This is a genomic window from Pseudomonas tensinigenes (assembly GCF_014268445.2).
GTDB classification, from domain to species: Bacteria; Pseudomonadota; Gammaproteobacteria; order Pseudomonadales; family Pseudomonadaceae; genus Aquipseudomonas; species Aquipseudomonas tensinigenes.
Genome location: NZ_CP077089.1, coordinates 3,810,388 through 3,837,326, shown reverse-complemented (window position 1 = coordinate 3,837,326; position 26,939 = coordinate 3,810,388). Strand labels below are relative to the sequence as shown.

Annotated in this window: 26 protein-coding genes and 1 tRNA gene; 12 read left to right on the top strand and 15 right to left on the bottom strand. The window is 59.0% G+C overall.

Annotated elements, in window-relative coordinates:
• Positions 1-164 precede the first annotated feature (164 nt).
• The 3 genes from HU718_RS16960 to HU718_RS16950 all read left to right on the top strand — a co-directional run bounded on the left by HU718_RS16960 (position 165) and on the right by HU718_RS16950 (position 2,603).
• Entirely contained in the window at positions 165-809 is a 645-nt protein-coding gene (locus HU718_RS16960) for an ATPase (protein ID WP_186615711.1), read from the top strand.
• 86 nt (positions 810-895) lie between these two features.
• Complete coding sequence (locus HU718_RS16955) at positions 896-1,237, top strand: hypothetical protein (RefSeq protein ID WP_034155837.1); 342 nt, start codon at positions 896-898, stop codon at positions 1,235-1,237.
• A 724-nt stretch (positions 1,238-1,961) separates the two neighbouring features.
• A complete protein-coding gene (locus HU718_RS16950) occupies positions 1,962-2,603 on the top strand; it encodes a LysE family translocator (RefSeq protein ID WP_186615709.1) in 642 nt (213 codons plus the stop codon).
• On the opposite strand, the gene HU718_RS16945 is transcribed toward HU718_RS16950, so the two are convergent.
• The 7 genes from HU718_RS16945 to HU718_RS16915 all read right to left on the bottom strand — a co-directional run bounded on the left by HU718_RS16945 (position 2,600) and on the right by HU718_RS16915 (position 10,404).
• Positions 2,600-3,793 carry a GAF domain-containing sensor histidine kinase gene (locus HU718_RS16945; RefSeq protein ID WP_150731579.1) on the bottom strand — a complete coding sequence of 398 codons (1,194 nt, stop codon included), beginning with the start codon at positions 3,791-3,793 and terminating at the stop codon, positions 2,600-2,602. The genes HU718_RS16950 and HU718_RS16945 overlap by 4 nt on opposite strands.
• A 138-nt stretch (positions 3,794-3,931) precedes the next feature.
• Positions 3,932-6,112, bottom strand: coding sequence for a TonB-dependent siderophore receptor (locus tag HU718_RS16940; RefSeq protein ID WP_186615707.1), 2,181 nt, complete (start codon positions 6,110-6,112; stop codon positions 3,932-3,934).
• Between the two features lie 266 nt (positions 6,113-6,378).
• Positions 6,379-7,218 carry a glutathione-dependent disulfide-bond oxidoreductase gene (yghU, locus tag HU718_RS16935; protein ID WP_110718670.1) on the bottom strand — a complete coding sequence of 280 codons (840 nt, stop codon included), beginning with the start codon at positions 7,216-7,218 and terminating at the stop codon, positions 6,379-6,381.
• Between the two features lie 258 nt (positions 7,219-7,476).
• Positions 7,477-7,860 (bottom strand): hypothetical protein, encoded by a 384-nt coding sequence (locus HU718_RS16930; protein WP_186615705.1) that lies wholly within the window; start codon positions 7,858-7,860, stop codon positions 7,477-7,479.
• Between the two features lie 48 nt (positions 7,861-7,908).
• Complete coding sequence (locus HU718_RS16925) at positions 7,909-8,319, bottom strand: GFA family protein (protein ID WP_150708486.1); 411 nt, start codon at positions 8,317-8,319, stop codon at positions 7,909-7,911.
• 2 nt (positions 8,320-8,321) lie between these two features.
• The gene (locus HU718_RS16920) at positions 8,322-9,398 is read right to left on the bottom strand and encodes an alpha/beta hydrolase family protein (RefSeq protein WP_186615703.1); all 1,077 of its coding nucleotides are present in this window, start codon (positions 9,396-9,398) and stop codon (positions 8,322-8,324) included.
• 61 nt (positions 9,399-9,459) lie between these two features.
• Positions 9,460-10,404 (bottom strand): LysR family transcriptional regulator, encoded by a 945-nt coding sequence (locus HU718_RS16915; RefSeq protein WP_186615701.1) that lies wholly within the window; start codon positions 10,402-10,404, stop codon positions 9,460-9,462.
• Between the two features lie 124 nt (positions 10,405-10,528).
• Here HU718_RS16915 and HU718_RS16910 point away from each other — a divergent pair, with 124 nt between their 5' ends.
• The 3 genes from HU718_RS16910 to HU718_RS16900 all read left to right on the top strand — a co-directional run bounded on the left by HU718_RS16910 (position 10,529) and on the right by HU718_RS16900 (position 13,689).
• Positions 10,529-10,804, top strand: a complete 276-nt coding sequence (locus HU718_RS16910; RefSeq protein WP_186615699.1) for a DUF2798 domain-containing protein — start codon at positions 10,529-10,531, stop codon at positions 10,802-10,804.
• A 271-nt stretch (positions 10,805-11,075) separates the two neighbouring features.
• The gene (locus tag HU718_RS16905; protein WP_186615696.1) at positions 11,076-12,863 is read left to right on the top strand and encodes a thiamine pyrophosphate-requiring protein; all 1,788 of its coding nucleotides are present in this window, start codon (positions 11,076-11,078) and stop codon (positions 12,861-12,863) included.
• Between the two features lie 76 nt (positions 12,864-12,939).
• Positions 12,940-13,689: a DUF72 domain-containing protein gene (locus HU718_RS16900; RefSeq protein ID WP_186615723.1), complete on the top strand. Its 750-nt coding sequence runs from the start codon at positions 12,940-12,942 to the stop codon at positions 13,687-13,689.
• Positions 13,690-14,435: 746 nt separating this feature from the next.
• Here HU718_RS16900 and HU718_RS16895 read toward each other — a convergent pair.
• The 7 genes from HU718_RS16895 to HU718_RS16865 form a co-directional block, all read right to left on the bottom strand.
• Positions 14,436-14,651, bottom strand: a complete 216-nt coding sequence (locus HU718_RS16895) for a hypothetical protein (protein WP_186615694.1) — start codon at positions 14,649-14,651, stop codon at positions 14,436-14,438.
• Between the two features lie 118 nt (positions 14,652-14,769).
• Positions 14,770-16,449, bottom strand: a complete 1,680-nt coding sequence (locus HU718_RS16890; protein ID WP_186615692.1) for an MFS transporter — start codon at positions 16,447-16,449, stop codon at positions 14,770-14,772.
• A gap of 187 nt (positions 16,450-16,636) precedes the next feature.
• Entirely contained in the window at positions 16,637-17,404 is a 768-nt protein-coding gene (gene phnE / locus HU718_RS16885; protein ID WP_095118605.1) for a phosphonate ABC transporter, permease protein PhnE, read from the bottom strand.
• Positions 17,401-18,225, bottom strand: a complete 825-nt coding sequence (locus HU718_RS16880) for a PhnE/PtxC family ABC transporter permease (RefSeq protein WP_186615690.1) — start codon at positions 18,223-18,225, stop codon at positions 17,401-17,403. The genes phnE and HU718_RS16880 overlap by 4 nt, the downstream gene beginning before the upstream one ends.
• Positions 18,219-19,016, bottom strand: coding sequence for a phosphonate ABC transporter ATP-binding protein (locus tag HU718_RS16875; protein ID WP_186615688.1), 798 nt, complete (start codon positions 19,014-19,016; stop codon positions 18,219-18,221). The genes HU718_RS16880 and HU718_RS16875 overlap by 7 nt, the downstream gene beginning before the upstream one ends.
• Positions 19,013-19,876 (bottom strand): putative selenate ABC transporter substrate-binding protein, encoded by an 864-nt coding sequence (locus tag HU718_RS16870; protein ID WP_186615686.1) that lies wholly within the window; start codon positions 19,874-19,876, stop codon positions 19,013-19,015. The genes HU718_RS16875 and HU718_RS16870 overlap by 4 nt, the downstream gene beginning before the upstream one ends.
• 238 nt (positions 19,877-20,114) lie before the next feature.
• The gene (locus tag HU718_RS16865) at positions 20,115-20,513 is read right to left on the bottom strand and encodes a RidA family protein (protein WP_102898985.1); all 399 of its coding nucleotides are present in this window, start codon (positions 20,511-20,513) and stop codon (positions 20,115-20,117) included.
• A gap of 117 nt (positions 20,514-20,630) precedes the next feature.
• On the opposite strand from HU718_RS16865, the gene HU718_RS16860 reads away from it, so the two are divergent.
• From HU718_RS16860 to HU718_RS16840, 5 genes are all read left to right on the top strand, one after another.
• Complete coding sequence (locus tag HU718_RS16860; RefSeq protein ID WP_150708476.1) at positions 20,631-21,524, top strand: LysR family transcriptional regulator; 894 nt, start codon at positions 20,631-20,633, stop codon at positions 21,522-21,524.
• A gap of 124 nt (positions 21,525-21,648) precedes the next feature.
• Positions 21,649-22,809 (top strand): radical SAM/SPASM domain-containing protein, encoded by a 1,161-nt coding sequence (locus HU718_RS16855; RefSeq protein WP_186615684.1) that lies wholly within the window; start codon positions 21,649-21,651, stop codon positions 22,807-22,809.
• 127 nt (positions 22,810-22,936) lie between these two features.
• On the top strand, positions 22,937-23,962 hold the full coding sequence (locus tag HU718_RS16850) for a GlxA family transcriptional regulator (protein WP_186615682.1): 1,026 nt from the start codon (positions 22,937-22,939) through the stop codon (positions 23,960-23,962).
• Between the two features lie 477 nt (positions 23,963-24,439).
• Positions 24,440-24,805, top strand: a complete 366-nt coding sequence (locus HU718_RS16845; RefSeq protein WP_110718657.1) for a DUF6124 family protein — start codon at positions 24,440-24,442, stop codon at positions 24,803-24,805.
• A gap of 119 nt (positions 24,806-24,924) precedes the next feature.
• Positions 24,925-25,281 (top strand): DUF6124 family protein, encoded by a 357-nt coding sequence (locus HU718_RS16840; protein WP_186615680.1) that lies wholly within the window; start codon positions 24,925-24,927, stop codon positions 25,279-25,281.
• 208 nt (positions 25,282-25,489) lie between these two features.
• On the opposite strand, the gene HU718_RS16835 is transcribed toward HU718_RS16840, so the two are convergent.
• Entirely contained in the window at positions 25,490-26,515 is a 1,026-nt protein-coding gene (locus tag HU718_RS16835) for an alpha/beta fold hydrolase (RefSeq protein ID WP_186615678.1), read from the bottom strand.
• 319 nt (positions 26,516-26,834) lie between these two features.
• On the opposite strand from HU718_RS16835, the gene HU718_RS16830 reads away from it, so the two are divergent.
• Positions 26,835-26,909: transfer RNA gene (locus tag HU718_RS16830), tRNA-Gln, on the top strand.
• Positions 26,910-26,939 lie beyond the last annotated feature (30 nt).

Here is a 26,939-nt window from a genome sequence, read left to right as displayed (position 1 = left end):
GTTCCTCATGGGTCTTTTTCTACTTGTATTGAGTGTGTATCAGTCTGCACGTCGCGCAACTATTGCTAGAAGTAATAGTGACCATCAAGAAACGCAAGTTCTGCTTTGTCGGCAATCGGCGGAAAATCGCCTCCATCGAACACGCCGCTCAAGGAATCTGCGCGATGAACACACTGACCCGACTGGCTATGGTCGCCCTGCTAACAGGCGGCGCACTGTTCACAGCTCCGACTTACGCAGCGGACGCCGGGTCGTGTCATTTCCAGACCATCACGGGCAGCAGTGCCACGTTGCAACATTCGCAAACCGTGGGTGTGTTGCTCAGCGAGAATACCCTGGACAACCTGCAATACCTTGAGCGTTACCACGACATGGCGGTCAACGGCGCGAAAGATGCGCTCGACTCGCGGATTCGCGAAGCCTTTGTCAGCAGTTCCGATCCGGAACTGGCCATCGACTGGCTGGTGAGTTCATTGCAACAGCAGTTCTTGTCGGTGACCGTATACGACAACCTTGATGCCTTGGTGCAGGCGCATCCGGACGTGGTGGTGAAGCTCGACACCTTCAATCGCTTGCTGACGCAGCAAAACAGCCTGGTCGAAGCGCGCTTCACCGCACGTTTCTACGACGCCGACCTGCAATACATCGGCAAGGCTGAAGGCGCCGTCGAGAAACAGTTGCCATCGGTCTGGGTGCATAACCAGGCGGCGCCGGCCATTGCTGCACAAATCGACAAGCAGCGTGACTTGCAACTCAACGCCTTGAAGCAATTTGATGTGTCGCTCAAGGCGCTGGTGGCGTCGAGCTGAACACTTAAAACATGAATGGCGACGGCGGCTCCGTGAGGCTGAACCGTTGCCGGTTGAACCGAACCTTTATTTTCAGGATGACACCGATGCGTCTTTTCTTTGTGCCTGCTTTGGCCGTTGCCTCTTTGCTGCTCGCCGGTTGCGCTTCGGCGCCGAATAACCCGAGCTTGACTTTGCAGACCAGCAAGACGCCTGCGCAGTACGCCGATTGTGTTGTGCCGAAGTTGCAGGGCAGTGCGTTGAACCCGACGGTTTCGCAGACTCAGCGCAGCTACCGGATTGTGGTGCCGAGCAAGGTTTCGGCTGACAACGTGCTGGAGGCGTACAAGGCGGGTAGTGGCGGAAAGGTGTTTATCTACGAGCGGCATTTGTTGGCTTCGAATCTTTTGCCTTCGAGTTTTGAACGGGCTGCGCAGGATTGCATCTGATTTTGCCCGTTGTGTGTATTTGACTGAGCTCCTTTGGTTGGCCGCAACCAACCAATTTTTTGCCTCGCGCTGTTTATTCGGTTGCGGGGCTTTTTTTTTGGTTCTTGGCGGCCTTTGGGCCGACCAGGCTCGGGGTGTTCTTTGTGAATATCCGTTGCTGCGGTGATGGCTTATTACGGTTTCGCCCTTACGGCGACTCACTTTTTTTCAAACGCCAAAAAAAGTAAGCAAAAAACGCTTGCTCCTACGTGCGGCCCGCTCGCTGGGGCTCGGGGTTCCTTCGCTGCGGGATCGATCCGGGCGCAGCGCCTACGGTTTGCTTCGCTGCACCTCCTCTCGCTGTGTTTGGCTGCGCCAAACGGTCGCTGCGCTCCCACGCCCGGATCAATCCCTCCACTCAGCCTTCCGACGTCGCCCGTGGATCAAGATCAAGAGCAGGCGAGCTGACACTCGGCCTATTGAGTGGTGAAGGGCGCGGGTGTTCGGCTTTGGTTTTGTGGTGGATTTGCCCCTCACCCCAGCCCTCTCCCGAGGGAGAGGGGGCCGGTTTGTGGGCTTTTCAACATCTGAGTTCAACGCGGTATCGCACGTCGGCGTAACTCTCCCAAACACCACCGTCAGTCCCCTCTCCCTTTGGGAGAGGGTTAGGGTGAGGGGCTTTTGATCTGGGCTATGCAGCCGGTTGTTGTAACATGCGGCAACTTCAATCTTGCGAGCAGCGAAAATGGATTCTCACTCGATATTGACCTTCACTCTGGTCGCCGCAATTGCCATCGCCAGTCCGGGGCCGGCGACGTTGATGGCGATCAACAATAGCCTCGCACATGGGCAGCGCAGCACGATCTGGTCGTCGTTGGGTAACGCCAGTGGCTTATTCTGTCTGTCGGCGGCGGCGATGTTGGGGTTGGGGGCGTTGTTGGCCAGTTCGGAACTGCTGTTCAATGCGGTGAAGATCATCGGTGCCGGGTATCTGTTCTACCTCGGCGTCAAGCAGCTGTTCAAGAAAGGCCCGATGCTGCCTGAGGGAGTCGAGGGCGATGCGAGCAAGGTGCGGCCGACGCGCGGCAAGTTGTACAAATCGGCATTCCTGACCGCGGTGACCAACCCCAAGGCGACGATGTTTTTTACGGCGCTGTTCCCACAGTTCATTGATCAGGACGCCGCGCTGCTGCCGCAGTTTCTGATCCTGACTTCGATCTTCATGGCGTTGTCGGTGTCGTCACTGAGCGTTTATGCCGCGCTGGCTTCGCGGGCCAAGGGTGTGTTGACTCGTCCGGCGTTGTCTCGTTGGGTCAGCCGGGTGGTCGGGTCTACGTTTATCGGTTTTGGTGCGGCGATTCTGACGATGCGTCGGCAGACGGCTTAAACCCATTTGAATCGGGCCGGGAAGCTCGCCACGAAGCAGGTTCCCGACTCGGCGCTCGAGGTCACGCTCAACGTGCCGTTGTGTGCCATCGCTATCTGCGAGGCGATGTAAAGCCCCAGTCCCAAGCCCTCGCAACGTTGCCCGGCTTCGGCGCGGGAGAAGGGTTCGAACAGCAAGGGCATCAGCTGCGCTGAAATCGGCGTGCCCTGATTGGTCAGGGAAATCACGATCTCGTCGTTTTCTGCACAGGCTTTGAGGATGATCGGTGTGCTGTTCGAGCCGTGGGTGACGGCATTGCCCAGCAGATTGGAAAGCAACTGACTGATGCGCAACTCATCGCAATAGACGCCCGCCGGCACGTCCAGCTCATCGATGAAAATCGCTTGCGGGTGCGAGGCTTTAACCTCAGCGAGCGTCAATTGCAGGGTCTGCTGCAAGTCATCCACCAGCTTGCGCTGTACCGGAATCCCGCCGCCCAGTCGTCCTCGGGCAAAGTCGAGGATGTTTTCGATCAACACGCCCATGCGTACCGAGCTGTTGCGAATTGCCGCAATCAGGTTGAGCGAACGTTTGTCTTCGGTTTTGCTTTCCAGCAGGTCGGCGCTCATGCGCACCGCACTTAGAGGTGTGCGCAGGTCATGGCCGAGTACGGCGATGAACTGCTCGCGCAGGCGCCCGAGTTCATTGGCGTTGTTCAGCTCGATCTGGGTCGCTTCCAGATGACGGTGCGTGTCCAGGTTCATGGCGATCAATTGAGCGAACAAGGTGAGTGTTTTGGTAATGGCCGGTTCATCGATATTGGCCGGGACCGAGTCGATGGCGCACAGCGTGCCGAAGAACTCGCCGTTGGCTTTGACGATGGGAATGGAAATGTAGCTTTCCAGCCCATAGGTTTTCGGCGTGTGGTGCAGCGAAAAGACCGGGTGCGTACTGGCATGACCGAAGATCACCGGCTGCTGATGCTGGCGGATCTCGTGGCAGATGGTTGATTCGAGCACCAGTTCGCCACCGGGTTTGAGCCCGAAATCAATCGAGTCATCAACGGCGCACGCCACCCAGTTGCTTTCGGTGACCCGTGCCACCGCGGCGAAACGCATGCCGGTGAGGTGTTTGACCATGCTCAGGATGACCGGCACCGAGTCAATACTGCGAATGGCTTCGATGTCGGGTGCAAAGTCCGGGTTGGTCATGGGCGATGCTTCGAGATGAGTTCGCTTACAGACTATCTGGTATTGCCGTTCATGACTAATGCGGCGGGTAGAAAAAACAAGGGCGCCGCGGATTTCCCCGGCGCCCTTGTTTGTTGTGACAGATCGAACGTTATCGACTCAGAACTTGTACTTGGCGGTCAGCATGTAGCTGCGCGGGTTGCCATAGTTGTCGGTGGAACCCCAGGTGACATCGGAGCCGATGGCGGAGTAGTAGACGCGGTCGAAGATATTGTTCGCGTTGACTTGCAGATCCAGGTGTTTGTTGACTTCGTACCCGGCCATCAGGTCGGTGACCGCATAACCGCCCTGTTCGAGGCGGTAGCTACCGTTATTGGCCAGGGTGATGTCGTTGTACATGCGGCTCTGCCAGTAGACGTTGCCGCCCACGCGCAGATTCTGCAGCGGGCCCTGGAAGCGGTACACCGTAGACACCTTGAACAGATGCTCTGGCGTGTCGGTATCGAAACGCTGATTGTTGTTGGCCGGGTTTTCGTCCTTGATGTAGTGCGCGCGGGTGTAGGTGTAGCCGGCGCCGACCTGCCAGTTTTCGGTCAGGGCGCCTTGCAGTTCCATGTCCACGCCTTGGCTGCGCACTTTGCCTGATGTGTTGTAGCAGGTCATGACCGGGCAGCCGAACTGGTTGTCGGCCAAGGTGGCGCGGCCGGTCTGATCCATCTGGAACACCGCCAGACTCGCGTTGAGGGCGCCGTTGAAGTACTCGCCCTTGATGCCCACTTCGTAGTTTTCACCGACGATCGGCTCGAGCACTTTGCCGCCGAGGTCTTTCTGGGTTTGCGGGGTGAAGATGTCGGTGTAGCTGGCGTACACCGAGTGATGGTCGTCCAGCTTGTAGATCAGGCCGGCGTAACGGGTGAGGTTGCGGGTGACCTTGTAATCGCCGTCGGCCGTGCGGTCATCGTAGTCGTACCAGTCGAGGCGGCCGCCGAGGATCAGCGTCAGCGGGTCGGCCAGGCTCAGGCGGGTGGTCAGGTACACGGCGTCCTGGGTGGTGACGCTGCGGGTTTTGCCGTCACGGACGAAGTCGGGCTTGGGCGCGCCGATCGGCCAGGCGGTGGTGTACGGGTCGTACTCTTTGGTGGTCCCGTCATACACACGGTTGCTCGCGCCAACGACCAGTTCATGGGTGCGGCCGAACGCTTCGAACGGGCCGCTGGCGAAGGCGTCGAACGCACGCTGCTTGTCGGTGTGATGGGATTGATAAGCCGTGGTTTCCAGTGGACCGGCGTAACGCGACAGGTAGGTTCCTGAGAACTCGCCGTCGAGGGTCGACGAGGAGCCGGCGACGTGCAGTTTCCAGTCGTTGTCGAAACGATGCTCCACTTCACCGAACACGGTGTCGATTTGCAGTTTGCGGTTTTCCCAGTCGGTGCCCGGATAGGTGGAACGGGGCAGATCGAGGTGGTGGCCATTGGTGCCCAGCGGCAGACCGCCCCAGAAATAGTTGGTCTGTTCATTCTGCCGGGAGAACCCGAGGGTCGCGGTGGTGCTGTCGCTCAGGTCGGCCTCACCGATGGCGTAGAACAGGCCATGGTCGTTCTCTTCCTTGTCGCGGAAACTGTCGGCGCCCTGATAGGAACTCACCACTCGGCCGCGCAAGGTGCCACTGTCGTTCAGCGGGCTGGAGGCATCGATTTCGCCACGGTAGTCGTCCCAACTGCCTGCTGCGCCGGTGAGGGTCACGCGTTGATCGGCGGTCGGCCGTTTGCGCACCATGTTGATCGCCGCCGACGGGTTGCCGGCACCGGTGACCAGCCCGGTTGCACCGCGGACGATTTCGACACGGTCGAACATCGCCAGGTTTGGTTGCACCGCCATGGTGTAAGGCGAGTACGCGCTGGGCAGGCCGTCGTACATGATGTTGTCGATGTCGAAACCGCGCGCCTTGTACGTCTGCCGTCCCGGACCGCTGGTCTGGCTGAGAAACAGTCCCGGTGTGCCTTTCACCACATCGTTGATGCTGGTCATGTTCTGGTCGTCCATGCGCTGACGAGTGATGACCGTCACCGCCTGAGGCGTTTCGCGCATGGTCAATGACAATTTGGTCGCCGTCCGCATCGGGCCGGTGGTGTAGGACTGGGTGTCTTCGGTGGTGCTGCTCATCTGGGTAGCGCCGATTTCGGTGGCGTCCAGTTCCAGCGTGCTCGCCGGCGCGGCTTTTTCAGGCGTAGCGGGTAATGCTTCATCTGCCAGCGCAGGGGTGATGCTGGCCATGCATATGGCCAGCGCCAGGAGGTTCGGTGAACGGTTTGGACGACGGTAAATGGTGCGAAACGACATCAATCTGCTTCCCCAAATGATACGAAAACGAATCCAGTGCGAGTGCGTGTAGGAATTATTCGCATTAGTGTGTCAGATCATTCCGACTGAAGAAAGCCGTACGAGTCAGTTAGTTAACGAATTTTTCACAATCGTCCAAGCGCTCTGCGTCGAGGGTTGGCGCAGAGTTGCGATTTTTTAGGCGCGTGCGAGGGGGCGAAGCGAGGCGCAGCGGACCGATCACAAAAGCGTGCGACCGGCCCTGCGGATGTGCGGGAGTAAAGGCGTCAGTTCAGATCATCAGCCTGATGACGTTCGGGCACCTGAGTCGCCTCATCGCCCCACGTGCGGTTGACGCGCTGGCCGCGAATAACCGCCGGCCGCCTGGCAATGTCCTCGGCCCAGCGCTGCACATGCGTGTATTCGTGGGCCGCGAGAAACTCGGCGGCGGAGTAGACATTGTTGCGCACCAATTGCCCGTACCACGGCCAGACGGCGATGTCGGCGATGGTGTAACTGTCACCGGCCAGGTAGGCGCTTTGCGCCAAACGCCGATCCAGCACATCCAGTTGCCGCTTGGCTTCCATGGTGAAGCGGTTGATCGGGTACTCCATTTTTTCCGGTGCGTAGGCGTAGAAATGCCCGAAACCGCCGCCCAGATACGGCGCCGAGCCCATCTGCCAGAACAGCCAGTTCAAGGTTTCGGTGCGGCCAGCAGGATCTTTTGGCAGGAAGGCGTCGAATTTCTCCGCCAGATACAGCAGGATCGAACCCGACTCGAACACGCGAATCGGCGGTTCAACGCTGTGATCCAGCAACGCCGGTATTTTCGAGTTCGGATTGATCTCGACAAAACCGCTGGAGAACTGATCGCCTTCGCCAATGCGGATCAGCCACGCATCGTACTCGGCAGCGCTGTGACCCAACGCCAACAACTCTTCCAGAAGAATCGTCACTTTGACGCCGTTGGGCGTGGCCAGTGAATACAGCTGCAACGGATGCTTGCCGACCGGCAGCGTCTTGTCGTGGGTAGGGCCGGCAATCGGCCGATTGATGCTGGCGAACTGGCCACCGGACGGGGCTTCGTTTTTCCAGACCTGGGGCGGAACGTACGGCGTTTTGCTCATGTAAGGGGCCTCATCGTTGGCGAGTGGAAAAATACCTGCTGAGAATAGACAGGACACCACAGAACCGGCTTCGTATTCCAGAGCGCGATGGATTTCTGTGCTTGCAATTGCCCGCTGCACTGAGACTGGCCAAATCACCGCGGCCGTTCGAGAACTGCGCCAACAGCACAGCCTTCAGGACATGGCTGAGCGAAGCGATGAGCGCCTGCTTGCTTCAGGTCGACGGTGATTTGCACCGCGATTGATCGGTCGCATCAGTCATTTCGCGCGCAGGTAGCGAACCCATTCGCTGGCTTTTCTGAAGCCATAAAAACCCAGGATCGAGACGGCGATGATCGCGACCATCGGCCCGATCACACCCAGCCCTGTGGTCATCTGGGTGTAGGCCGCGAGGGACAGGGCAAGCACTGCATAGCCGGCGAGGTATTTCCTGTAGGCGATCAAGAGCATTGGCACCATCAGGACGACGAACAGATGAGTGGCGATGGTGATCAGGATTTCTGCGACCAATTGAACTGGTACGCTGCCCATGGATGCCTGAGCCATGGTTATTTCGGCGTCGTACAGAAACATCTGCAGCGCAATGACGCTTATTGCGGCCATTACCAGCGCAGAGAAGGCCGCTATTTTTGAGCGTTTCATCTGATCTCCAAAGGGTGAAGCAACGTTTGATGATTGAATCTTTCACGCTCAGCGCTGCGGCCATTGATCCTTGATTTCAAACCATGGCGCCTTCGACGTCACTTCGACGTGTTGCTGTTTTTCCGTGGTGAACGTCGTGTCCAGCGTGCCCAGGGCTACCGAAATCCAGTCGCGGTACTCATCCTGATGGTTTGCCCAGAACAGCGACGAGCCGCAGTTCAGGCAGAACTGGCGTTGTACCGATTGCGAAGACTGATAGGCCTTGAGCTGTTCGGCGCCCTCCAGCAGTTCCAGGTTCTGGCGCAGCACGCTTCCATAGCTGGCAAACGCCGCGCCGTGGCTTTTGCGGCATTGGCTGCAATGGCAGTGCGAAAGCGCTTTGGGCCGTGAGCGGATCTGGTATTTCACCGCTCCGCACAGGCAACTGCCCCGGAAGGTCTGAGGGGAGGGCGTCAGCATTGTTATTGCGGTTCCTTGTAAGTGATGGCTTGTTTCAAATGGTCAGGTGTCTGCGCCAGGAACCCGGTGATGAGGGAAATCACTTGTTGCTGGATCTGCGCACGCGGGCGGCCACCCTCGCCATCGGTGCAGATAATGCTGTCGCCTGGCACGTCCTCGTCAAGCATGGCCACGGCCCCAGGTTTGCAGATCGCCATGAACGTGAAATGGCTGGCGTCGCTGATCTCGACGTAACGCGATAAGGTTTTCGGCAGGCGTTTGGCGAGATCGACGGATTCCAGTTGCGCAGGCAATTCTTTCGACGGTACGCCGGCAGCGATCACCAGGATCGGCACGGGGTAGGCCGCCAGACTTGCATCGGTCATTCCGCGCGACAGACCCAGGTCCAGTGAAACCACGGCAGTCACGCGCTTGTCACGCAAATCGGCGGCCAGTCGGGCTTTCGATTGCGCGGTGCTTGCCGTGTTCATTTGGTTGTACGCCGTGCAACTGGCCAGTTGCGGATGGGCTTTGCAGTCTTCGGCAAAGCGCTCGGGGTCGAAGCGTGCACCGCCGGCTTCGAGTACCGTCCAGCCGCCGAGAGAATGGCCGACGATGGCAATTCGATCCTTGGCCACTGCGCCGAATTTTTCCGGTTGCGCCGTCACTGCATCGATGGCCCGACTGAGGTCAACGGGACGCTGCCACAACTGTGCCGCGGCTTGCGGACTGCGGTCGCGACTGGTGGTGCCGGGATGGTTGACTGCCGCGACGATGTAACCCTGATGCGCCAGCGCACTGGCCAGCCAGGTCTGGTTGATCCAGCTTCCGCCATTGCCGTGGGACAGCACCACCAATGGATGCTCGCCCTTGGCGGCCGGGGCGTCGAGCACCGCCGGTGCGCCAACGAAGACCGGGTTGTCGCCAAATAATTGTGGCGTCTTGGCCGTGGTCGAACCGGGGTACCAGACGACCATTTCCACTGGGCGCTCGTTACGTGGATCCGCCAGCGTGGCGTACTGGAAACCAACGGGCTGAGCGTCAGCGAATGCGTGGCTGCTCAAGCCGATCAGAAGTAGCGCGCCGAGAGATTTTTTCATTGTTGTTATCTTCCGTGATAGGCCGATTGTGCGAAGCGGACTTTGACTGATTTCGTGTGCTTCAGCGAGTGTCTTTGAACCCTTCGACGAAAACATTTGTTGTCGGCCAGCGTGCGATCAAATCTGCGCTCAGATAATCCAGGAAGGCCTTGACCTTCGGCGTCATCGCCGCACGCTCCTGAACACAGGCGTAGATATCCATCGGCTCGACGACGGCGTCGCTATGTTCGAGCAGCGGCACCAGTTGCCCGCTCGCCAGATAAGGTGCCGCCACGAACTCTGCCAGCCTCGTGACCCCGGCCCCGTGAACAGCCATTTGCGCCAGCGCATCGATGTCATCGCTGATCGCGGTGGCATTGATATTGGCGTCGAAACGCTGGCCGTCACGGATAAAACTCCAGCGCAGAAAGCGCCCGTCCAAGGGATAACGAAAGGCCAGGCAGGCGTGGTTGTGCAAGTCATCTGGCGATTGCGGCCACCCAGCGCGCTGCAGATAGGCCGGCGCGGCGCACATGATGAAGGGCAGTGAAACGATCTTGCGCGCGACGATACCGTCCTCCAGTTGCGGCTTGATCCGCAGGCTCAGATCGAAGCCGTCGTGGATGTGATTGATCTTGCCGTTGGTGGTCGAGAGTTCGATGAGCAGGCGTGGGTGTTGCGCGGCGAAACCGGCGATCAGTGACGCCAATACATGGCGGCCGAATGCGGATGTAGAGGCGATGCTCAGACGGCCCTGCAATTCGGTTTCATCGCTATTGATCGAGCTCTGCGCGGACTCCAGATCCGCTGCAATGCGCCGGACTTTCTCGTAATACACCGCGCCGTTTTCGGTCAGTGCCATGCTGCGCGTGGTGCGTTGCAACAAGCGAGCGCCGAGGTGTGCTTCCAGCCGGTTGATCGTCTGGCTTACCGCCGCCGCGCTCACGCCCAGCGTCTTGGCGGCGCCGACAATCGAGCCCGATTCCACCACTTTGATAAAACTGGCAATCGCAGTTAACAGATTCATTCATCGTCCCGTTCAGGGTTGATTCGTAAGTTCTGCTTTATAAAGTACCTGCGATTGAGCGTCTAGTTGCACGGGGGCGGCTTTGCTAACGTGCGGTCTCCCTGTCAACGGATGGAAACGCCATATGAATCAACCGACAAGCTCCGAAGCCTTGCTTATCAGCCGTCGCAAGCTGTCGCCACGTGCCACGCCGTATGTGTTCGCGTTGTACATGGCGACGATCATGGCGTTTCTGATGTCGTTGGTGATCACCGCCGCCAACTCGGGCATTGATAAAGACTACCTGAGTAATGCCTTGCACGCCTACAAGCTGGCGATGCCCGTGGCGTTTTTGTGCATCCTCGTCGTGCGGCCGATTGTGGTGAAACTGGTGGCGTGGACGGTGCATCCGCATCGTTGAAAAAGCCCCGCCTCAGCAGTAACTGTTCTGGCGCCTTCGCGAGCAGGCTCGCTCCCACATTTCAACTCAATTCCCTGTGGGAGCGAGCCTGCTCGCGAATAGCCTCACCGTTGATCGACAGGTCTTGTGGGGGACTCAAAAAAACAAACAAGGATTGGCCTGAGGAAATCCATCGAAACTTCGCCAACAACCCGACTGTCCAGACCCTTACACCTCTTGGCAGATGTTCTGCCGGGACAGCTCCATGCAGCGGAGAAAGACGAGGATCGAGATGACGATGACAGTGGGAGATTTTCTGGTTGAACGGCTCAGCGAGTGGGGCGTTACGCGGATTTTTGGCTATCCGGGGGATGGCATCAACGGCGTGTTCGGCGCGCTCAGCCGGGCCAAGGGAAAGATCGAATTCGTCCAGGCGCGGCATGAAGAAATGGCCGCGTTCATGGCCTCGGCACATGCCAAGTTCACCGGTGAGTTGGGTGTGTGCATCGCCACTTCCGGGCCAGGTGCCTCGCACCTGATCACTGGCCTCTACGACGCACGCATGGACCACATGCCGGTGTTGGCCATCGTCGGTCAGCAGGCGCGCACGGCGCTCGGCAGTCACTACCAGCAAGAGCTCGATCTGGTGTCGATGTTCAAAGACGTCGCCGGGGCATTTGTGCAGCAAGCATCCGCGCCTTCGCAGGTGCGGCATTTGCTCGATCGGGCAGTGCGGACCGCCGTGGGCGAGCGTCGGGTAACTGCGCTGATTCTGCCCAACGATTTGCAGGAGCTGAAATACCAAGCACCGGCGCGCGCCCATGGCACCGCGCATTCCGGGGTTGGTTACACGAAACCCAAAGTGCTGCCTTATGACGTCGATCTGCAGCGTGCCGCCGACGTTTTGAACGCGGGCGAAAAGGTCGCGATTCTGGTCGGCGCCGGGGCATTGCAAGCGACTGATGAAGTCATCGCGGTGGCGGAAAAACTCGGCGCCGGCGTCGCCAAGGCGCTGTTGGGCAAAGCCGTGTTGCCGGACGATTTGCCTTGGGTCACCGGCAGCATCGGCCTGCTCGGCACTGAACCCAGCTACAAATTGATGAGCGAATGCGACACCTTGCTGATGATCGGTTCGGGTTTTCCGTACTCGGAGTTCCTGCCCAAGGAAGGTCAGGCCCGTGGCGTGCAGATCGATTTGCAACCCGACATGCTCAGCCTGCGCTATCCGATGGAGGTCAATCTGGTCGGCGATTCGGCGGAAACCCTCGCCGCGTTATTACCACTGCTCGAACAGAAAACCTCCAGCAAGTGGCGCAAGAAAGTCGAAGGCTGGCGCGGTAGCTGGGAGAAAACCCTGGAAAGGCGTGCGATGGCCAAAGCCGACCCGGTCAACCCGCAAAGGGTGGTGTATGAGCTGTCGCCGCGCCTGCCCGATGAGGCAATCATCACCAGCGACTCCGGCTCGTGCGCCAACTGGTTTGCCCGTGACCTGAAAATCCGCCGTGGCATGCAATGCTCGTTGTCCGGTGGTCTGGCGTCCATGGGGGCGGCAGTGCCTTACGCAATTGCCGCCAAGTTTGCTTATCCCGAACGTCCGGTGATCGCGCTGGTGGGTGACGGCGCAATGCAGATGAACAACATGGCCGAACTGATTACCGTCGCCAAGTATTGGCGGCAATGGGCGAGCCCGAAATGGATCTGCGCGGTGTTCAACAACGAAGATCTCAATCAGGTGACCTGGGAACAGCGGGTGATGGAGGGCGATCCGAAGTTCGAAGCTTCGCAAAGTATTCCGGACGTGCCTTATCACTTGTTTGCCATTTCCATAGGCCTGAAAGGCATTTTTGTCGATCGCGAAGAAGACGTCGCCGCTGCCTGGGAAAAGGCACTGGCCTCGGAGGTGCCGGTGGTGATCGAGTTCAAGACCGACCCGAACGTGCCGCCGTTACCGCCGCACATCAAGCTTGAACAGGCGAAGAAATTCGCCACGACATTGCTCAAGGGCGATCCGGATGAGGCGGGGGTGATCGTGCAGACTGCGAAACAGGTGCTGGGAGCGGTGTTGCCCGGCAAGAAATAACCGGTTAACACACAGGTTGATCGTTCCCGCGCTCTGCGCGGGAACGATCAGCGCCTACAGGTGAGGAGGTGTGTTTTTGATTTTTATCGGCTGTGCAGGCTGGAGTCTGGGGCGCGAACACTGGCCGGCATTTCCCGTAGAGGGCACGCATTTACAGCGCTATGCCGCGCGCCTCAATGGCGTGGAAATCAACAGCTCGTTCTATCGTCCGCATCGCCGGCAGACCTATGCGCGCTGGGCGGATGGCGTGCCGGAGGGCTTTCGCTTTTCGGTGAAAATGCCCAAACACATCAGTCATGAATTGCGCCTCGCCGGGTGCGAATCAGCGATGGACAAGTTTCTGACTGAATGCGGCGGGTTGGGCGAGCGCCTTGGCTGCTTATTGGTGCAATTGCCGCCATCGCTGGCGTACAACGAAGCCATCGCCGAAGCCTTCTTCGTGATATTGCGTCAGCGCTTCTCTGGCCCTGTGCTGCTTGAGCCACGGCATGAATCGTGGGTCAGCGCTGAGCCAGTGTTGAAGACTTTTCAGATCGCCCAAGCGGCCGTCGATCCCTCGCGCATCAGCGGTGATGCAGCGCCCAGTGGCTGGGCGGGCACCCGTTACTGGCGCCTGCACGGTTCACCGCGCATTTACCACAGCGCCTACGATTCCACTTATCTGCAAAACCTTGCACAAGCCCTGCAGTCAGCGGCCGCAGCAGGTGCCGCGACCTGGTGCATTTTCGACAACACCGCCAGCGGCGCAGCGCTGGGCAACGCCTTGACGCTGGCGCAGATTCAGGCGGCCGTGAAACTCAACCTGGCGAAAAAGCCCTCACCCTAACCCTCTCCCAGGGGGAGAGGGGACTGACCGAGTCGTTTGTGCAAGTTACGCCGACTTGAAATACCGAGTTGAACGCAAGATCTGAAAAGCACACAAATCAGCTCCCTTTCCCACTCGCCCCGTGGGGAGAGGGAACTGACCGAGTCGTTTGTGCAAGTTACGCCGACTTGAAATACCGAGTTGAACGCAAGATTTGAAAAGCTAACAAATCGGCTCCCTTTACCCCTCTCCCCGTGGGGAGAGGGAACTGACCGCGTTGCTCGCGCAAGTTACGCCGACTTGAAAGACCGAGCTGAACGCAAGATCTGAAAAGCACACAAATCAGCTCCCTTTCCCACTCGCCTCGTGGGGAGAGGGGACTGACCGAGGTGTTTGTGCAAGTTACGCCGACTTGAAAGACCGAGTTGAACGCAAGATCTGAAAAGCACACAAATCGGGCCCATTTCCCACTCGCCCCGCGGGGAGAGGGGACTGACCGAGGTGTTTGTGCAAGTTACGCCGACTTGAAAGACCGAGCTGAACGCAACATCTGAAAAGCACACAAATCGGCTCCCTTTCCCCCTCGCCCCGCGGGGCGAGGGGGCTGGCCGAGGTGTTTGTGCAAGTTACGCCGACTTGAAATACCGAGTTGAACGCAAGATTTGAAAAGCACACAAATCGGCTCCCTTTCCCCCTCGCCCCCTGGGGGGAGAGGGCTGGGGTGAGGGGGTAGAGCCAGCAGACGGTTGCGATCGCCTGAAAAAACACTAATTACCATCGGCCACTTTGCGCTCTATCTCATCGATCTTGCGCTGCAGCGTCTCGGCGTCCTGCTCCTTCACTCTTGTGGACGAGGGCGTGATGACCTTATCCACGGCTTCGCTGTCATCGTCCCGGTCTTGAAGATCGCGCTCGACCACATTCACCGATTTGCCGGACGTATCGGTTGGCGGGGCGTTCGGGGTTTTATCGTTGCTGTTCATGTTGGTGACCTCCAGTGGTGTAAACATTGGAGGCAGGCAGTGCGGCAGGCGTTCGATATTTTTGCCGGGTTGTGCCGAATGGCGCCCTCCCGCGATGGAGAGGGCGCGCTGACGGTTTTCAGTCCTTGAGAATGTCGCGATCCTTGGTTTCCGGCAGGAAGAACGTGCCCAGTACTGCCGTCATCACCGCGATCACGATCGGGTACCACAGCCCGTAATAGATATCCCCGGTCGCTGCGACCATGGCAAACGCCACCGTCGGCAGGAAGCCGCCGAACCAGCCGTTGCCGATGTGATAGGGCAGCGACATCGAGGTGTAGCGGATGCGGGTCGGGAACAGCTCGACCAGCCACGCGGCAATCGGGCCGTAAACCATGGTCACGTAGATCACCAGCACGGTCAGCAGGAGCAACACCATCGGGTAGTTGGTTTTCGCCGGGTCGGCTTTCTCCGGATAACCAGCCTCCTTAAGTGCGGTGCCGAGGGTCGCGGTGAACGCATCATTGCGCGTCTTGAAGTCGGCGGCTGGCAGCGCACTGCCTTCGAAGCTCTCGACGACTTTGTCACCGATGCGCACTTGCGCGACGGTGCCGGGTTCGGCGATCACGTTCTCATACGGGATCGCCCGCTTCGCCAGCAGGGTCTTGGCCAGGTCGCAGGAACTGGTGAATTTGGCCTTGCCCACCGGGTCGAACTGGAACGAACACTGGTCCGGGTTGGCGATCACCTTGACCGGGTTTTTCTCCTGGGCGATGAACACGTCGGGGTTGCCGTACTGGGTCAGCGCGTGGAAGATCGGGAAGTAGGTCAGCGCCGCCAGAATGCAGCCGACCATGATGATCGGCTTGCGCCCGATGCGGTCGGAGAGACTGCCGAAAATCACGAAGAACGGCGTGCCGATCAGCAGTGAACCGGCGATCAGCAGGTTGGCGGTTTGCGGGTCGATCTTCAGCGTTTGCAGCAGGAAAAACAGCGCATAGAACTGCCCGGTGTACCAGACCACCGCTTGCCCGGCCGTGCCGCCAAGCAGTGACATGATCACCACTTTGAGGTTGTCCCAGCGTGCAAAGGATTCGGTCAGCGGCGCTTTCGACGCCTTGCCTTCGGCCTTCATTTTCTGGAATACCGGTGACTCGCTCAGTTGCAGGCGGATGTACACCGAGACGATCAGCAGCAGGATCGACAGCAGAAATGGAATCCGCCAGCCCCACGCTTCGAAGGCTTCAGTGCCCAGCGCCGTGCGGCAGGCGAGGATGACCAACAGCGACAGAAACAGGCCGAGGGTCGCGGTGGTTTGAATCCACGATGTGAAGAAACCACGCCTGTTGCGCGGCGCGTGTTCGGCCACGTAGGTCGCGGCGCCGCCATACTCGCCGCCCAGTGCCAGACCTTGCAGCAGGCGCAGGGTAATCAGGATGACCGGGGCAGCGACACCGATGGTCGCGTAGCCAGGCAAAATACCGACAATCGCGGTCGAGACGCCCATGATGACGATGGTGATGAGGAACGTGTGTTTGCGCCCGATCATGTCACCGAGCCGGCCAAACACAATCGCTCCGAATGGCCGCACCGCAAACCCCGCCGCGAAGGCCAACAAGGCAAAAATGAACGCGGTGGTTTCGTTGACGCCGGCGAAGAAATGCTTGGCGATGATCGCCGCCAGTGAGCCGTACAGGTAAAAGTCGTACCACTCGAAAACCGTGCCCAGGGAAGACGCGAAGATGACCTTGCGCTCCTCCTTGGTGATGCCGCCGCTGCGCGGTGGACTGCCGGTGGATGCTGTGTCGATTGTGGCCATGGGTGTTCTCCGTCGTGCTTATTGTTGAAGGCCGGAGTCCCCGTTACCGCTTATCGCACTCTGGCCTTGTGGCGTATGCCGCAACTGCTCTCGCGTGAAACTTGCACAGTCTGACTGCCTCGCATTGCTGCAAGGTTTCCTGAAGCATAATCAGCTTTTGCCAGATATCCACCCGCCGGCCCGCGCATCAGGCTTTGACCCAGCGCTGACGACTCCACGCACTCAGCCAGTCGACCACAAACACCAGCACCAGCATTGCCAGAATTACCGTACTGGCTTGCGCTTCCTGAAACAGGCTGAGGCTCACATAAAGCATCTGCCCAAGCCCACCGGCACCGACAAAACCCAGCACGCTGGCCATGCGAATATTGTTTTCCCAACGATACAGAATGTAGGCGAGCAGCTGCGGCGCCAAGTTCGGTAGTGTGCCGTAGCAGAACGCAAGGATTGGATTGCCGCCCTGCAATCGAATCGCTTCGGCCGGTTGCGGCGGGGTGTTTTCCAGAGCTTCGGCGAACAAGCGGCCGAGCACGCCGGTGGTGTGCAGAGCGAGGGCGAGGGTGCCGGCGTTCGGGCCGAGGCCGGCGGCAAGCACCATCAGCGCCGCCCAGACCAGTTCCGGAATCGCCCGCAAGGCATTGAGCAGCAGGCGCGAGGCGCTTTGCAGCGGCCAGCCGAACCGTCCGGCGGCAGGCAACGCAAGGACTATGCCGAACACCGCCGCGAGTAGCGTGCCGAGGGCCGACATCGCCAACGTTTCCAACGAACCGTGGAAGATTGCCTTGAGGTAATCCGCGCTCAGATCCGGGCTGAGAAAACGCTGCACATACGCGCCCATCTGCTTGAGGCTGGTGGCGCTGCCCAGTTCGCCGAGATCGAGCCCCAGATAAACGAAGGAGGCGATGACCGCCAACGCAATGGCCGCGATCAGCAGCAGGTTGAGCAGGCGATTCATGTCAGCCTCCAGCGCAACAAGCGGCTGAGTTGATCGGCGGCCAGCACCAGAATCAGGAAGCACAGCAGAATACTGGCGACTTCACCGCCGGCGAACATGCGGATCGACAGGTCAATCTGCTGACCCAACCCTCCGGCGCCAACAAAGCCCATCACCACGGATGCGCGGATCGCGCACTCCCAGCGATAGACCGTATACGACAGCAGTTCCGACGCGACATTGGGCAACGTGCCGTAAGCAAACGCTGCCAGTCGGCCGCTACCGGCCTGCAACAACGCGTGTGCCGGGCGCTGGTCAGTCGACTCGAAAATCTCCGCGTAGACCTTGCCGAGCATGCCGCTGTACGTGATGGCGATCGCCAGTACGCCCGCCGCCGTACCCAGTCCAACAGCGCGGACAAACAACAGCGCCCAGACGATTTCCGGAACGCTGCGCAAAAAGATCAGCAAACCGCGAACCGGCCAGCGCAGCAGACGCCCCAGACGACTGGGTACACCACCGCGCGAGGCGGCGGACAGCGACAGCGCGCGGCTGGCAATCAGGCCGGCCGGTATCGCCAGCAACAGCGCCAATGCCATGCCGGCGGTGGCGATGGCCAGGGTTTGCAGAGTGGCTTTGAGCAGTAACTGGAGAAACGCTTCGTCGTGCGCTGGTGGCCAGAATTGCGCGACAAAACGGCCCATTTCATTCTGGCTATCGGGCAGCAGCACGCCCAGATTCAACTCGCTGAGCTGAATGCCCGGCCACAGCAAGGCAATCGCCAATAGCGTCAGCAGCAGCCGTGGCCACGCCGCGGGATCGCGTGAATCGGCTTTCAGCATCGTGGAATCTGCACAGTCAAAGGCGCCACCGCAGCGGTCGGCGATTGCAGTTTTTCGTTGGCGTACAGCGCGTCGAGCATTTCCGGGGTGACGCGATCAGAAGGGCTGTCGAACAGAATCTGCCCGTCGCGCAAACCGATGATCCGAGGGAAGTGCGACAACGCCAGATCCACCGCATGCAGGCTGGCCACCAGCGTGACGTTATGTTCGCGGGCATGCCGCGAGAGGATCGACAGCGTGTGCCCGGCCATCACCGGGTCCATCGCCGACACCGGCTCATCGGCCAGCAGAATTTCCGGCGCCTGATACAACACGCGAGCGATGCCGACACGTTGCAGCTGACCGCCAGACAGTTGCTGGCAATGGGCGAACAATTTGTCGCCCAGATCCAGCCGCGCCAACGCCGCGCGTGCACCAGCCACATCCAGCGGATGCAACAGGTTCAACAGACTTTTACCCAGACTCCACTGGCCGAGCTTGCCGGCCAATACGGCTGTCACAACGCGCTGACGCGGCGGCAACGGCGGCGCCTGATGCACCAGACCGATTCGCGCACGCAGGCGTTGGCGCTGGCGGGCGGACAAGTGCCAGGCGCGTTCACCCAACACTTCAATTTCACCGCTGCTGGGCCGCAACGCGGTAGCCAGCAGGTTGAGCAAACTCGATTTACCGGCCCCGGACGGGCCAATGATCGCGACCTGTTCGCCGACGCCAATCTGCAAATCGACACCGCGCAGGGCGTCGACGCCATTGGCGTGGCGCAGGCTGCCCTGGTTGAGGCTCAGGGTCATTTCAGCAGTTCGGCAGCGCGGGCGGCTTCCTCGATGCCCTTGTAGTTCTCAGGCTTGGTCTCGATAAAACGGCTGGCGGCCTGCAGATCAAGAATCTTTTTCTGCTCCGGGTTGGCCGGGTCCAGATCGAGGAAAGCTTTTTTGATTTTCGCCGCCAGAGCCGGGTCGAGGGTGCCGCGCACGGTCCAGTTGTAATCGAAGTAGGTCGGGGTGGTGGCGAAGACCTTGACCTTGCTGGTGTCGACCTTGCCGGCGTCGACCAGTTTCTGCCAGACGCTGGCGTTCAGTACACCGGCGTCAACCTTGCCAGCCTGCACCCAGGCCACGGTGGCGTCGTGGGCGCCGGAGTAGGCAACGCGACTGAAATAACCCTCAGGCTTGATGCTGTCGTTTTTCAGCATAAAGTAACGCGGCATCAGGCTGCCGGAGGTGGACGACACCGAACCGAAAGCGAAGGTCTTGCCCTTCAGGTCGGCGAGGCTATGCACATTCGGGTCAGCAGTAATGAATTTGCTGGTGAACTGCGCATCCTGTTCACGCTGCACCAAGGGAATGACCGGCGTCGTTGCATCGGTTTTCAAGCGTGCCTGCACAAACGTGAAGCCGCCGAGCCAGGCCATGTCGAGGCGATCGGTCGCCAGTGCTTCAACCACTGCCGGGTAATCGGCCACCGGCACGAATTGCACCTTCATGCCCAGTTGCTGTTCCAGATAGGCACCCAGCGGTTCGAACTTGCGCAGCAACTCGGTCGGGGCTTCATCGGGAATCGCGCTGACGCGCAAAACGTCGGCGGCTTGCACCATCAAAGTAGAAAAGGACAGGGCCAGGCCGGCGGTCAGTGCCAGTGTTCGTTTGAGCATGGAATTCTCCGTTTCGTGAGCGTCAAAAGGGCTGAAGTGGCGACGTGAGGCGCAAACTCAGGGTAGACGAAACGGCGAGGTTATACGCATTCGAGGCGGCAAAGGCCAGCATTGGAGCTTTACGATGTTTTACGCCCTGTCCCTGTAGGCGCTGCGGCACGCTGCGATCTGTTGATGTTGATCTTTAAAATCAAAATCAACAGATCGCAGCGTGCCGCAGCATCAGGTTTGATGCATGTCAGGATCCAGGCAGCTTCGCAATCACCTTGATCTCGAAATCAAACCCGTACAGCCACGTCACGCCCACCGCCGTCACCGTCGGATGCGGCGCGTCGCCCCAGAACTCTGTCAGCACGACATTCCAGATCGTCTCGAATTTCGACGGCGGATCGACGATGAACACGGTGACATCGACCACGTCGTCAAAGCTGCAACCGGCCTCGGTGAGAATCGCATTCAGGTTGTTGAAGGCCTGGCGCACCTGATTCTCCAAGTCCGGTTCGGGCGTGCCGTCCTCGGTACTGCCGACTTGCCCTGAGACAAACAGGAATCCGTTGGAACGAATCGCCGGCGAGTAGCGATGGCGTTCATAGAGCGTGCGTCGTGCGGGTGGGAAAACTACATCGCGCTGAGTCATCGGGGGTGTCTCCATCGGTGAGTTGATGGGGGCCACTTTAGGTATTTGCAGCTGATCGATAAACGCGCAAGCTTGGCGTTCACTGTTTGTAAAATCCAAACAATCGGGGGGCGCAGCTTGGACCGTTTTGACGCAATGCAGGCCTTTGCCCGGGTGGTCGAGGCGGGGAGTTTCACCAAAGCGGCGGAAACCTTGCACATGAGCAAGACCACCGTGACCCAACTGGTTCAGCAGTTGGAGGCGCGGCTGCGGGTGAAATTGCTCAATCGCACCACGCGCAAGGTCAACGTCACCGCCGATGGCGCCGTTTATTACGAACGGGTGATCAAGTTACTCGCGGATATGGACGACGCCGAAACCAGCCTGCCCGGCGCGGCGGCGTTGCCCAAAGGGCGATTGCGCGTGGACGTTCCGAGTCCGTTCGCACGGTTGATTCTGGTGCCGGCCCTGCCTGAGTTTCACGCGCGTTATCCGGACATTCAGATCGACATGGGCGTCAGCGACCGTATTGTCGACATCATTGATGAGAACGTCGACTGCGTGGTGCGCGGGGGCGAACTCATGGATCTGTCGCTGATGGCGCGCAAGGTCGCTGATCTGGAACTGGGCGTGTTTGCCGCGCCGCAATACCTGGCCCGTGCCGGTACGCCTGCGCACCCACGGGACCTGGAAGACAGCCATCATCGGGTCGTCGCTTTTCTCTGGGCACGCACCGGCAGACCGGTACCGTACGCCTTGCACAACGCCAGCGAAAACCTGCAAGTCAAGGGGCGTCACGTGTTGGCAGTCGATGACGGCAACGCTTATCTCGCGGCAGGTCTGGCGGGCATGGGGGTGTTATGGCTGCCCAAATACATGTCTGCCGCCCACGAGGCGCGCGGTGAGCTGGTGCCGCTGTTCGAAGACTGGAAACTCGCGCCGATGCCGCTCTACATCGCGTATCCGCCGAACCGGCATGTCAGTCTGAAATTGCGTGTGTTCATCGATTGGGTCGTTGAGTTGATGGCGTAGCAGCATTGTGGTGCAGTTATTGCTAGCTGCTGTGCCAGTGCCGTCAAAATACCAACACAATCAGGCGACTTGAAAGCCCGTAGTGATGAGATGCATGGCTTTCAACTCTAGGAGCTTCACCCGCATGAATATGTACATCGATATCGTCGGTGCGTGCAATCTGAGCTGCCCGTCCTGCCCAATGGGCAACTCGGAAAATCTCAATTTCAAAAAAGCCATGCAGCTCGAGATGTTCAAGCAGATTGTCGATAAGGCCAAGACAGAGGGCGTCAACACGATCTACCTCTATAACTGGACCGAGCCGCTGATTCATCCAAAAATTGGCGAGTTTATCGAGGTCATCAATGCTGCCGGCCTGGGCAGCGGCATCAGCACCAACCTGAACCTCGCCAAGAATATGGAAAAGGCCTTGATGGCCGAGCCGAGTTACTTCCGTATTTCGCTCTCGGGTTTTTATCAGGAGACCTACGAAAAGGGCCATGTTGGCGGCGATATCGAAGTTGTAAAACAAAACATGATCGCCCTGCAGGAGATCAAACAGCGCCTCGGTCTGAGGACCCGCGTTGATGTTTACTATCACCGCTACCTGGACAACATCGAAGAAGAATCACTGATGCGCGAGTTCAGTGAACGTCTTGGCTTCATGTTCACCACCGGGTATTCCGTGATGATGCCGCTGGAGAAGACACTGGCCATTGTCGAGCGTGACCCGTCTGTCACGGCTACCGACCTTGATACCCTGAAACGCCTCGCACTGCCGCCGTACGACGATCTCGTCAATGTCATCCAGAACTTTCCCAAGATGGCGTGCACGCTCAAGGATGACTGGCTGGTCATCGACTGCAATGGCAACACGGTGCTGTGCTGCACGATCTTCAATCAGACCGAGTATCAGGTCGGCAAGTACCTCGACATGCCGCTTGCAGAACTGACGCGGCGCAAATCGACGCAGAAAAACTGTGTCGACATGTGCGACCGCTGCGCCAATAAAGGCCTGCATATCTACTCGATGCATCCCAATCAGGGAGTGCTGGAGCGGCACGCGGTGAATCGCATCATCGATTTCGAGCACTTCGCCAGCCAGGGTCTCACGGTGGACAGCGAGCGGCTCGGGCGTGCCGGCGAAGTCAGCGCAGAGAACTTTGATGAAGCCCAATACCTTCGATTGAATGACGATGTCAGGATAGCGATTTCCCAGGGATCGTTCTCCAGCGGCTATCAGCACTACGTGCTGTGTGGGCGTCTCGAGGGGCGTTTAGGCGCCGGTTTTTTCTCGGCTGTTTGAGTCTGGATTCGGATCGCTGCCATCGCCCCAGTGGTGGCGCAGGTCACTGCGTCACCCGCCATCCACCACAGGCGTGATTGACTCTTTCACCGATCAAGCCAACTATCGGCGCATAACAACATGACCGATGGACCACAACTTGATCGAACGACGCCAATTCAGCGGAGGCATGAAGGGGAAAAACCTCCGCTATCTGAATGAGCAAGGCGCGGATGACACGCGCCTGACCCGCACCGGTTTTCTGCTGCTCGAGCACTTTTCACTGCCGGCCTTTACCCAAGCGCTGGATACGGTTGTCACCACCAACCTGCTGCGCCCGGGGCTGTTTTCTTCGCGCACGTTTGGTTTGGGTGACGGTGAAGTCATCAGTGACCTGGGCCTGGTGATCCGCCCCGATGCACGTCTGGATTCGGCCGCGCTTCAGCAGCTGGATCTGCTGGTGGTGTGTGGCGGGTATCGCACCGAACTGCGCGCGAGTGATGAGTTCATCGGCCTGCTCAAATCAGCAGCGGAGCGGGGCATCAGTCTCGCCGGGTTATGGAATGGCTCGTGGTTTCTCGGCCGCGCCGGATTGCTCGATGGCTATCGCTGCGCGATCCACCCGGAACACCGCCCGGCGCTGACTGAAATCGCCAAAACCACCCATGTCAGCAGCGAGCCTTACGTGATCGACCGCGACCGGCTCACGGCATCCAGCCCGTCCGGCGCTTTCCACATGGCGCTGGACTGGATCAAGAGCCTGCACGGTAAAGCCCTGGTCGAAGGGATCGAAGACATCCTCGCCTTCGAGGAATCGCGTTACCGGCGCATCAAACCAGACGAGAACATCTGCGTCAGTGCGCCGTTGCGTGAAGTGGTGAAGCTGATGGATGCCAATCTGGAAGAGCCGCTGGAGCTGGAGCAACTGGCGGTGTATGCCGGCCGTTCTCGTCGGCAGTTGGAGCGCTTGTTCAAGGAGCAACTGGGCACCACGCCGCAGCGCTATTACCTGGAACTGCGCATCACCGAAGCGCGACGGTTGTTGCAGCACACTGAGCTTTCACAAGTGGAAGTGCTGGTCGCGTGCGGCTTCGTCTCGCCAAGCCATTTCAGCAAATGCTACAGCTCATATTTCGGCTATCGCCCATCAAAAGAAAAACGCCTGGTCAAATAACCCAAGCCGTCACCCACCTGAGTTCACCTCGGTATCCCACGTCGGCGTACCTCCCCCAAACACCCCGGTCAGTCCCCTCTCCCTCGGGGAGAGGGCTAGGGTGAGGGGCTCTTAAACACCATCACCCACGCACGTTTAACTTACACGCACTGTTACGCCATAACGGCTACAACACCTTGCGCCGTTGCCTACGCGTACGCCAGAATCCGCCGGCTTACGCGCCTTGAGGCGGGCTGTATCGTTTCCTTGTCACTGCAAAACAGTGATCGGGTTTGGTAGCCCGTTTTCTAAGCGTAATGCGCCGCTATATGCAGTCTCTTTTCGAGGCTCGGTTTTATATGGTGGCCATGCGTGGGGCTCCTTCGGGAGCGCCGGGGTTTACTCGCTTAGACCGGTCTACCAACCTGCGCAATGGTCACCACCTCGTTTGGTAGCGTGAGTGATGGCTCCTTATTTTTTGTTAAGCGAGTGTCATCTATGTTCAAAATTACGCCAAACCCGCCAGAAACCGATCCAATCCCCTACGACGCCGCGCTCGAACCTCAAAACATCAAAGAGGCCACCGACCGCGCGATCAACTTCTACCTCAATCCCTCCGCGCTGAAGACCTCAATACCCACCCGAAAAACCGGCAAGATCTACCTGATCGACCCCACGGTGGATAACGAAACCCTGCTCGTCGAAGCCACTGAAACCTTGTCCTGCGCCAGTGACATGGCCCGAGATCTCGCCGACGTGATCGATCCTTCACAGCGCAAAAAGATGCTGATCCTGCAACAGGTGATCATGCTCAGTGAGCTGGTGGTCGGCCGAGTCCTGGATAACCAGCGCTTGCCGCACTAGTCGCGATGCAGATGGGTGAGGGCGCTCGCGCCCTCATTTGCACGGAAGCGTCCGCGATCACGGCGCTTCACGCCTTCTATCAAAGAACCTGAAGCGGTTCTTGTCTGGAGTTTCAGCTGATGTCTCAGCCACCCGAACCACAGGTCACAGACCTGGTGTCCCCGTATGCATCGCCCAATTCAAGAAAGCTCCACGAAGCGGCAGAACGGGCGCTCGACCATTACCTATTGCCTGCCGCGATCATGGCCGAACCCTATACGCCCAACGCTCTGTTCATGGCCAACCCGCAAGCAGACACCGAGGCGTTGCTGACCAATGCTTGCGGATCGTTGGCATCCGCCTCGGTCATGCTCGGTAATTTTGCCGGGATGCTGGAGGGCGCAGATCGTCATACCCTGCTGGGCATTGCGCAAGTGGTCATGTTGGGGGAATTGGCGGTGAACAAAGCGTTGGATCTGGTTGTGCCAACCGAGTGATTGCGCACGTTAGTCGGGGTTGAGGGTGTCTGTTCTAGCGTCATCGCGAGCAGGCTCACTCCTACATTTGAAATGCGTTCCCCCTTTAGGCGTTCGCCTGCTCGCGATGGCGTCCGTTCAGGCAAAGAATCTGCAAAACGTGACCATCCCACAAGCCTCAATCCCACCCTCAAGCAGTCAGCCTTCGCGGCTGACTGCTTTTTAGTTTCTACAGGTGATCGGCGTCGATCACGGCTTTGGCAAACGCCTGCGGATCTTCCTGCGGCAAGTTGTGGCCAATCCCGCCGTTGATCAAACGGAACTGATACTTGCCGGTAAAACGCTTGGCGTAATCCTCCGGCGCCGGGTGCGGGGCGCCGTTGGCATCGCCTTCGAGGGTAATGGTCGGCACGCTGATCGACGGTGCGGTGGCGAGCTTCTGCTCCAGCGCTGCGTACTTCGCTTCGCCCTGTACCAGGCCGAGACGCCAGCGGTAATTGAACACGGTGATGTCGACGTGATCGGGGTTCTGCAGTGCCTTGGCGCTGCGGTCGAACGTGGCGTCATCAAACTTCCACTGTGGCGACGCGGTTTGCCAGATCAGCTTGGCGAAATCATGCGTGTTCTTCTCGTAGCCGGCACGGCCACGGTCCGTCGCAAAGTAGAACTGATACCACCACTGCAATTCAGCCTTGGGCGGCAGCGGGTTCTGCCCGGCGGCCTGATTGCCGATCAGATAACCGCTGACCGACACCAGCGCTTTCACCCGTTCCGGCCACAACGCCGAAACGATGTCCGCCGAACGCGCGCCCCAGTCATAACCGCCGAGCACCGCTTGCTTGATCTTCAGCGCGTCCATGAAGTCGATGACGTCACTGGCCAGCGCCGCCGGTTGGCCATTGCGCAGGGTGTCTTTGGAAAGGAACTGCGTATCGCCATAACCGCGCGCATACGGCATCAACACCCGATAACCCTTGGCCGCGAGCAACGGCGCGACTTCGTCGTAGCTGTGAATGTCGTAGGGCCAGCCGTGCAGCAGGATCACCACCGGGCCATTCGCAGGGCCGGTTTCGGCGTAGGCGACGTCGAGCACGCCGGCCTTCACACGCTTGAGCGGGCCGAAAGGCGAGGGCGCGGAATAGCTGGCGGCGGCGGGTTCAGCGGTTTGCGCCTGAGCGCTGCCAAAAGCGAACAACGACAAAGCCAGAATCGACAAACCGAACGCGGTTTTGCGGGTGTGCAGTGCCATCTTCATGGTGACGTCTCCTTTGCGAGCCTTTGGCCAAGGGGTCTGAATGAACCCTTGAAACCTTGAGTGCATTTGAGCGTTGGGACGTATCTGGCCTGTGTCGAAGAACGGCTTTATCGAAAGTCGATGTGTCGCGAGAGGGTTCGTACACAGTGTGATACACGGCGGTTAAACCGACTCAGCCTGGACCTGATTCAGGCCAAAATAATAAGTCGCTGTTTTAAAACAAAAAATATTTCACTTCGCGCTTCCCAAAGCCAAAAAACCTTGGTAAATTGCGCCCCGTTCTCACAGCGAACCTAACGAAGTAGCTGGAAAGAGCAGTAGGGGCGTCGCCAAGCGGTAAGGCAGCAGGTTTTGATCCTGCCATGCGTTGGTTCGAATCCAGCCGCCCCTGCCATATTCGAAAAAAACGCCAACTTCGCAAGAG

Excerpts from the sequence above, each read along its gene's own strand:
- HU718_RS16960 (WP_186615711.1), top strand. The coding sequence starts at position 165 with ATGAACACACTGACCCGACTGGCTATGGTCGCCCTGCTAACAGGCGGC.
- HU718_RS16955 (WP_034155837.1), top strand. The coding sequence starts at position 896 with ATGCGTCTTTTCTTTGTGCCTGCTTTGGCCGTTGCCTCTTTGCTGCTC.
- HU718_RS16950 (WP_186615709.1), top strand. The coding sequence starts at position 1,962 with ATGGATTCTCACTCGATATTGACCTTCACTCTGGTCGCCGCAATTGCC.
- HU718_RS16945 (WP_150731579.1), bottom strand. The coding sequence starts at position 3,793 with ATGACCAACCCGGACTTTGCACCCGACATCGAAGCCATTCGCAGTATT.
- HU718_RS16940 (WP_186615707.1), bottom strand. The coding sequence starts at position 6,112 with ATGTCGTTTCGCACCATTTACCGTCGTCCAAACCGTTCACCGAACCTC.
- yghU (WP_110718670.1), bottom strand. The coding sequence starts at position 7,218 with ATGAGCAAAACGCCGTACGTTCCGCCCCAGGTCTGGAAAAACGAAGCC.
- HU718_RS16930 (WP_186615705.1), bottom strand. The coding sequence starts at position 7,860 with ATGAAACGCTCAAAAATAGCGGCCTTCTCTGCGCTGGTAATGGCCGCA.
- HU718_RS16925 (WP_150708486.1), bottom strand. The coding sequence starts at position 8,319 with ATGCTGACGCCCTCCCCTCAGACCTTCCGGGGCAGTTGCCTGTGCGGA.
- HU718_RS16920 (WP_186615703.1), bottom strand. The coding sequence starts at position 9,398 with ATGAAAAAATCTCTCGGCGCGCTACTTCTGATCGGCTTGAGCAGCCAC.
- HU718_RS16915 (WP_186615701.1), bottom strand. The coding sequence starts at position 10,404 with ATGAATCTGTTAACTGCGATTGCCAGTTTTATCAAAGTGGTGGAATCG.
- HU718_RS16910 (WP_186615699.1), top strand. The coding sequence starts at position 10,529 with ATGAATCAACCGACAAGCTCCGAAGCCTTGCTTATCAGCCGTCGCAAG.
- HU718_RS16905 (WP_186615696.1), top strand. The coding sequence starts at position 11,076 with ATGACGATGACAGTGGGAGATTTTCTGGTTGAACGGCTCAGCGAGTGG.
- HU718_RS16895 (WP_186615694.1), bottom strand. The coding sequence starts at position 14,651 with ATGAACAGCAACGATAAAACCCCGAACGCCCCGCCAACCGATACGTCC.
- HU718_RS16890 (WP_186615692.1), bottom strand. The coding sequence starts at position 16,449 with ATGGCCACAATCGACACAGCATCCACCGGCAGTCCACCGCGCAGCGGC.
- phnE (WP_095118605.1), bottom strand. The coding sequence starts at position 17,404 with ATGAATCGCCTGCTCAACCTGCTGCTGATCGCGGCCATTGCGTTGGCG.
- HU718_RS16880 (WP_186615690.1), bottom strand. The coding sequence starts at position 18,225 with ATGCTGAAAGCCGATTCACGCGATCCCGCGGCGTGGCCACGGCTGCTG.
- HU718_RS16875 (WP_186615688.1), bottom strand. The coding sequence starts at position 19,016 with ATGACCCTGAGCCTCAACCAGGGCAGCCTGCGCCACGCCAATGGCGTC.
- HU718_RS16870 (WP_186615686.1), bottom strand. The coding sequence starts at position 19,876 with ATGCTCAAACGAACACTGGCACTGACCGCCGGCCTGGCCCTGTCCTTT.
- HU718_RS16865 (WP_102898985.1), bottom strand. The coding sequence starts at position 20,513 with ATGACTCAGCGCGATGTAGTTTTCCCACCCGCACGACGCACGCTCTAT.
- HU718_RS16855 (WP_186615684.1), top strand. The coding sequence starts at position 21,649 with ATGAATATGTACATCGATATCGTCGGTGCGTGCAATCTGAGCTGCCCG.
- HU718_RS16850 (WP_186615682.1), top strand. The coding sequence starts at position 22,937 with ATGGACCACAACTTGATCGAACGACGCCAATTCAGCGGAGGCATGAAG.
- HU718_RS16845 (WP_110718657.1), top strand. The coding sequence starts at position 24,440 with ATGTTCAAAATTACGCCAAACCCGCCAGAAACCGATCCAATCCCCTAC.
- HU718_RS16840 (WP_186615680.1), top strand. The coding sequence starts at position 24,925 with ATGTCTCAGCCACCCGAACCACAGGTCACAGACCTGGTGTCCCCGTAT.
- HU718_RS16835 (WP_186615678.1), bottom strand. The coding sequence starts at position 26,515 with ATGAAGATGGCACTGCACACCCGCAAAACCGCGTTCGGTTTGTCGATT.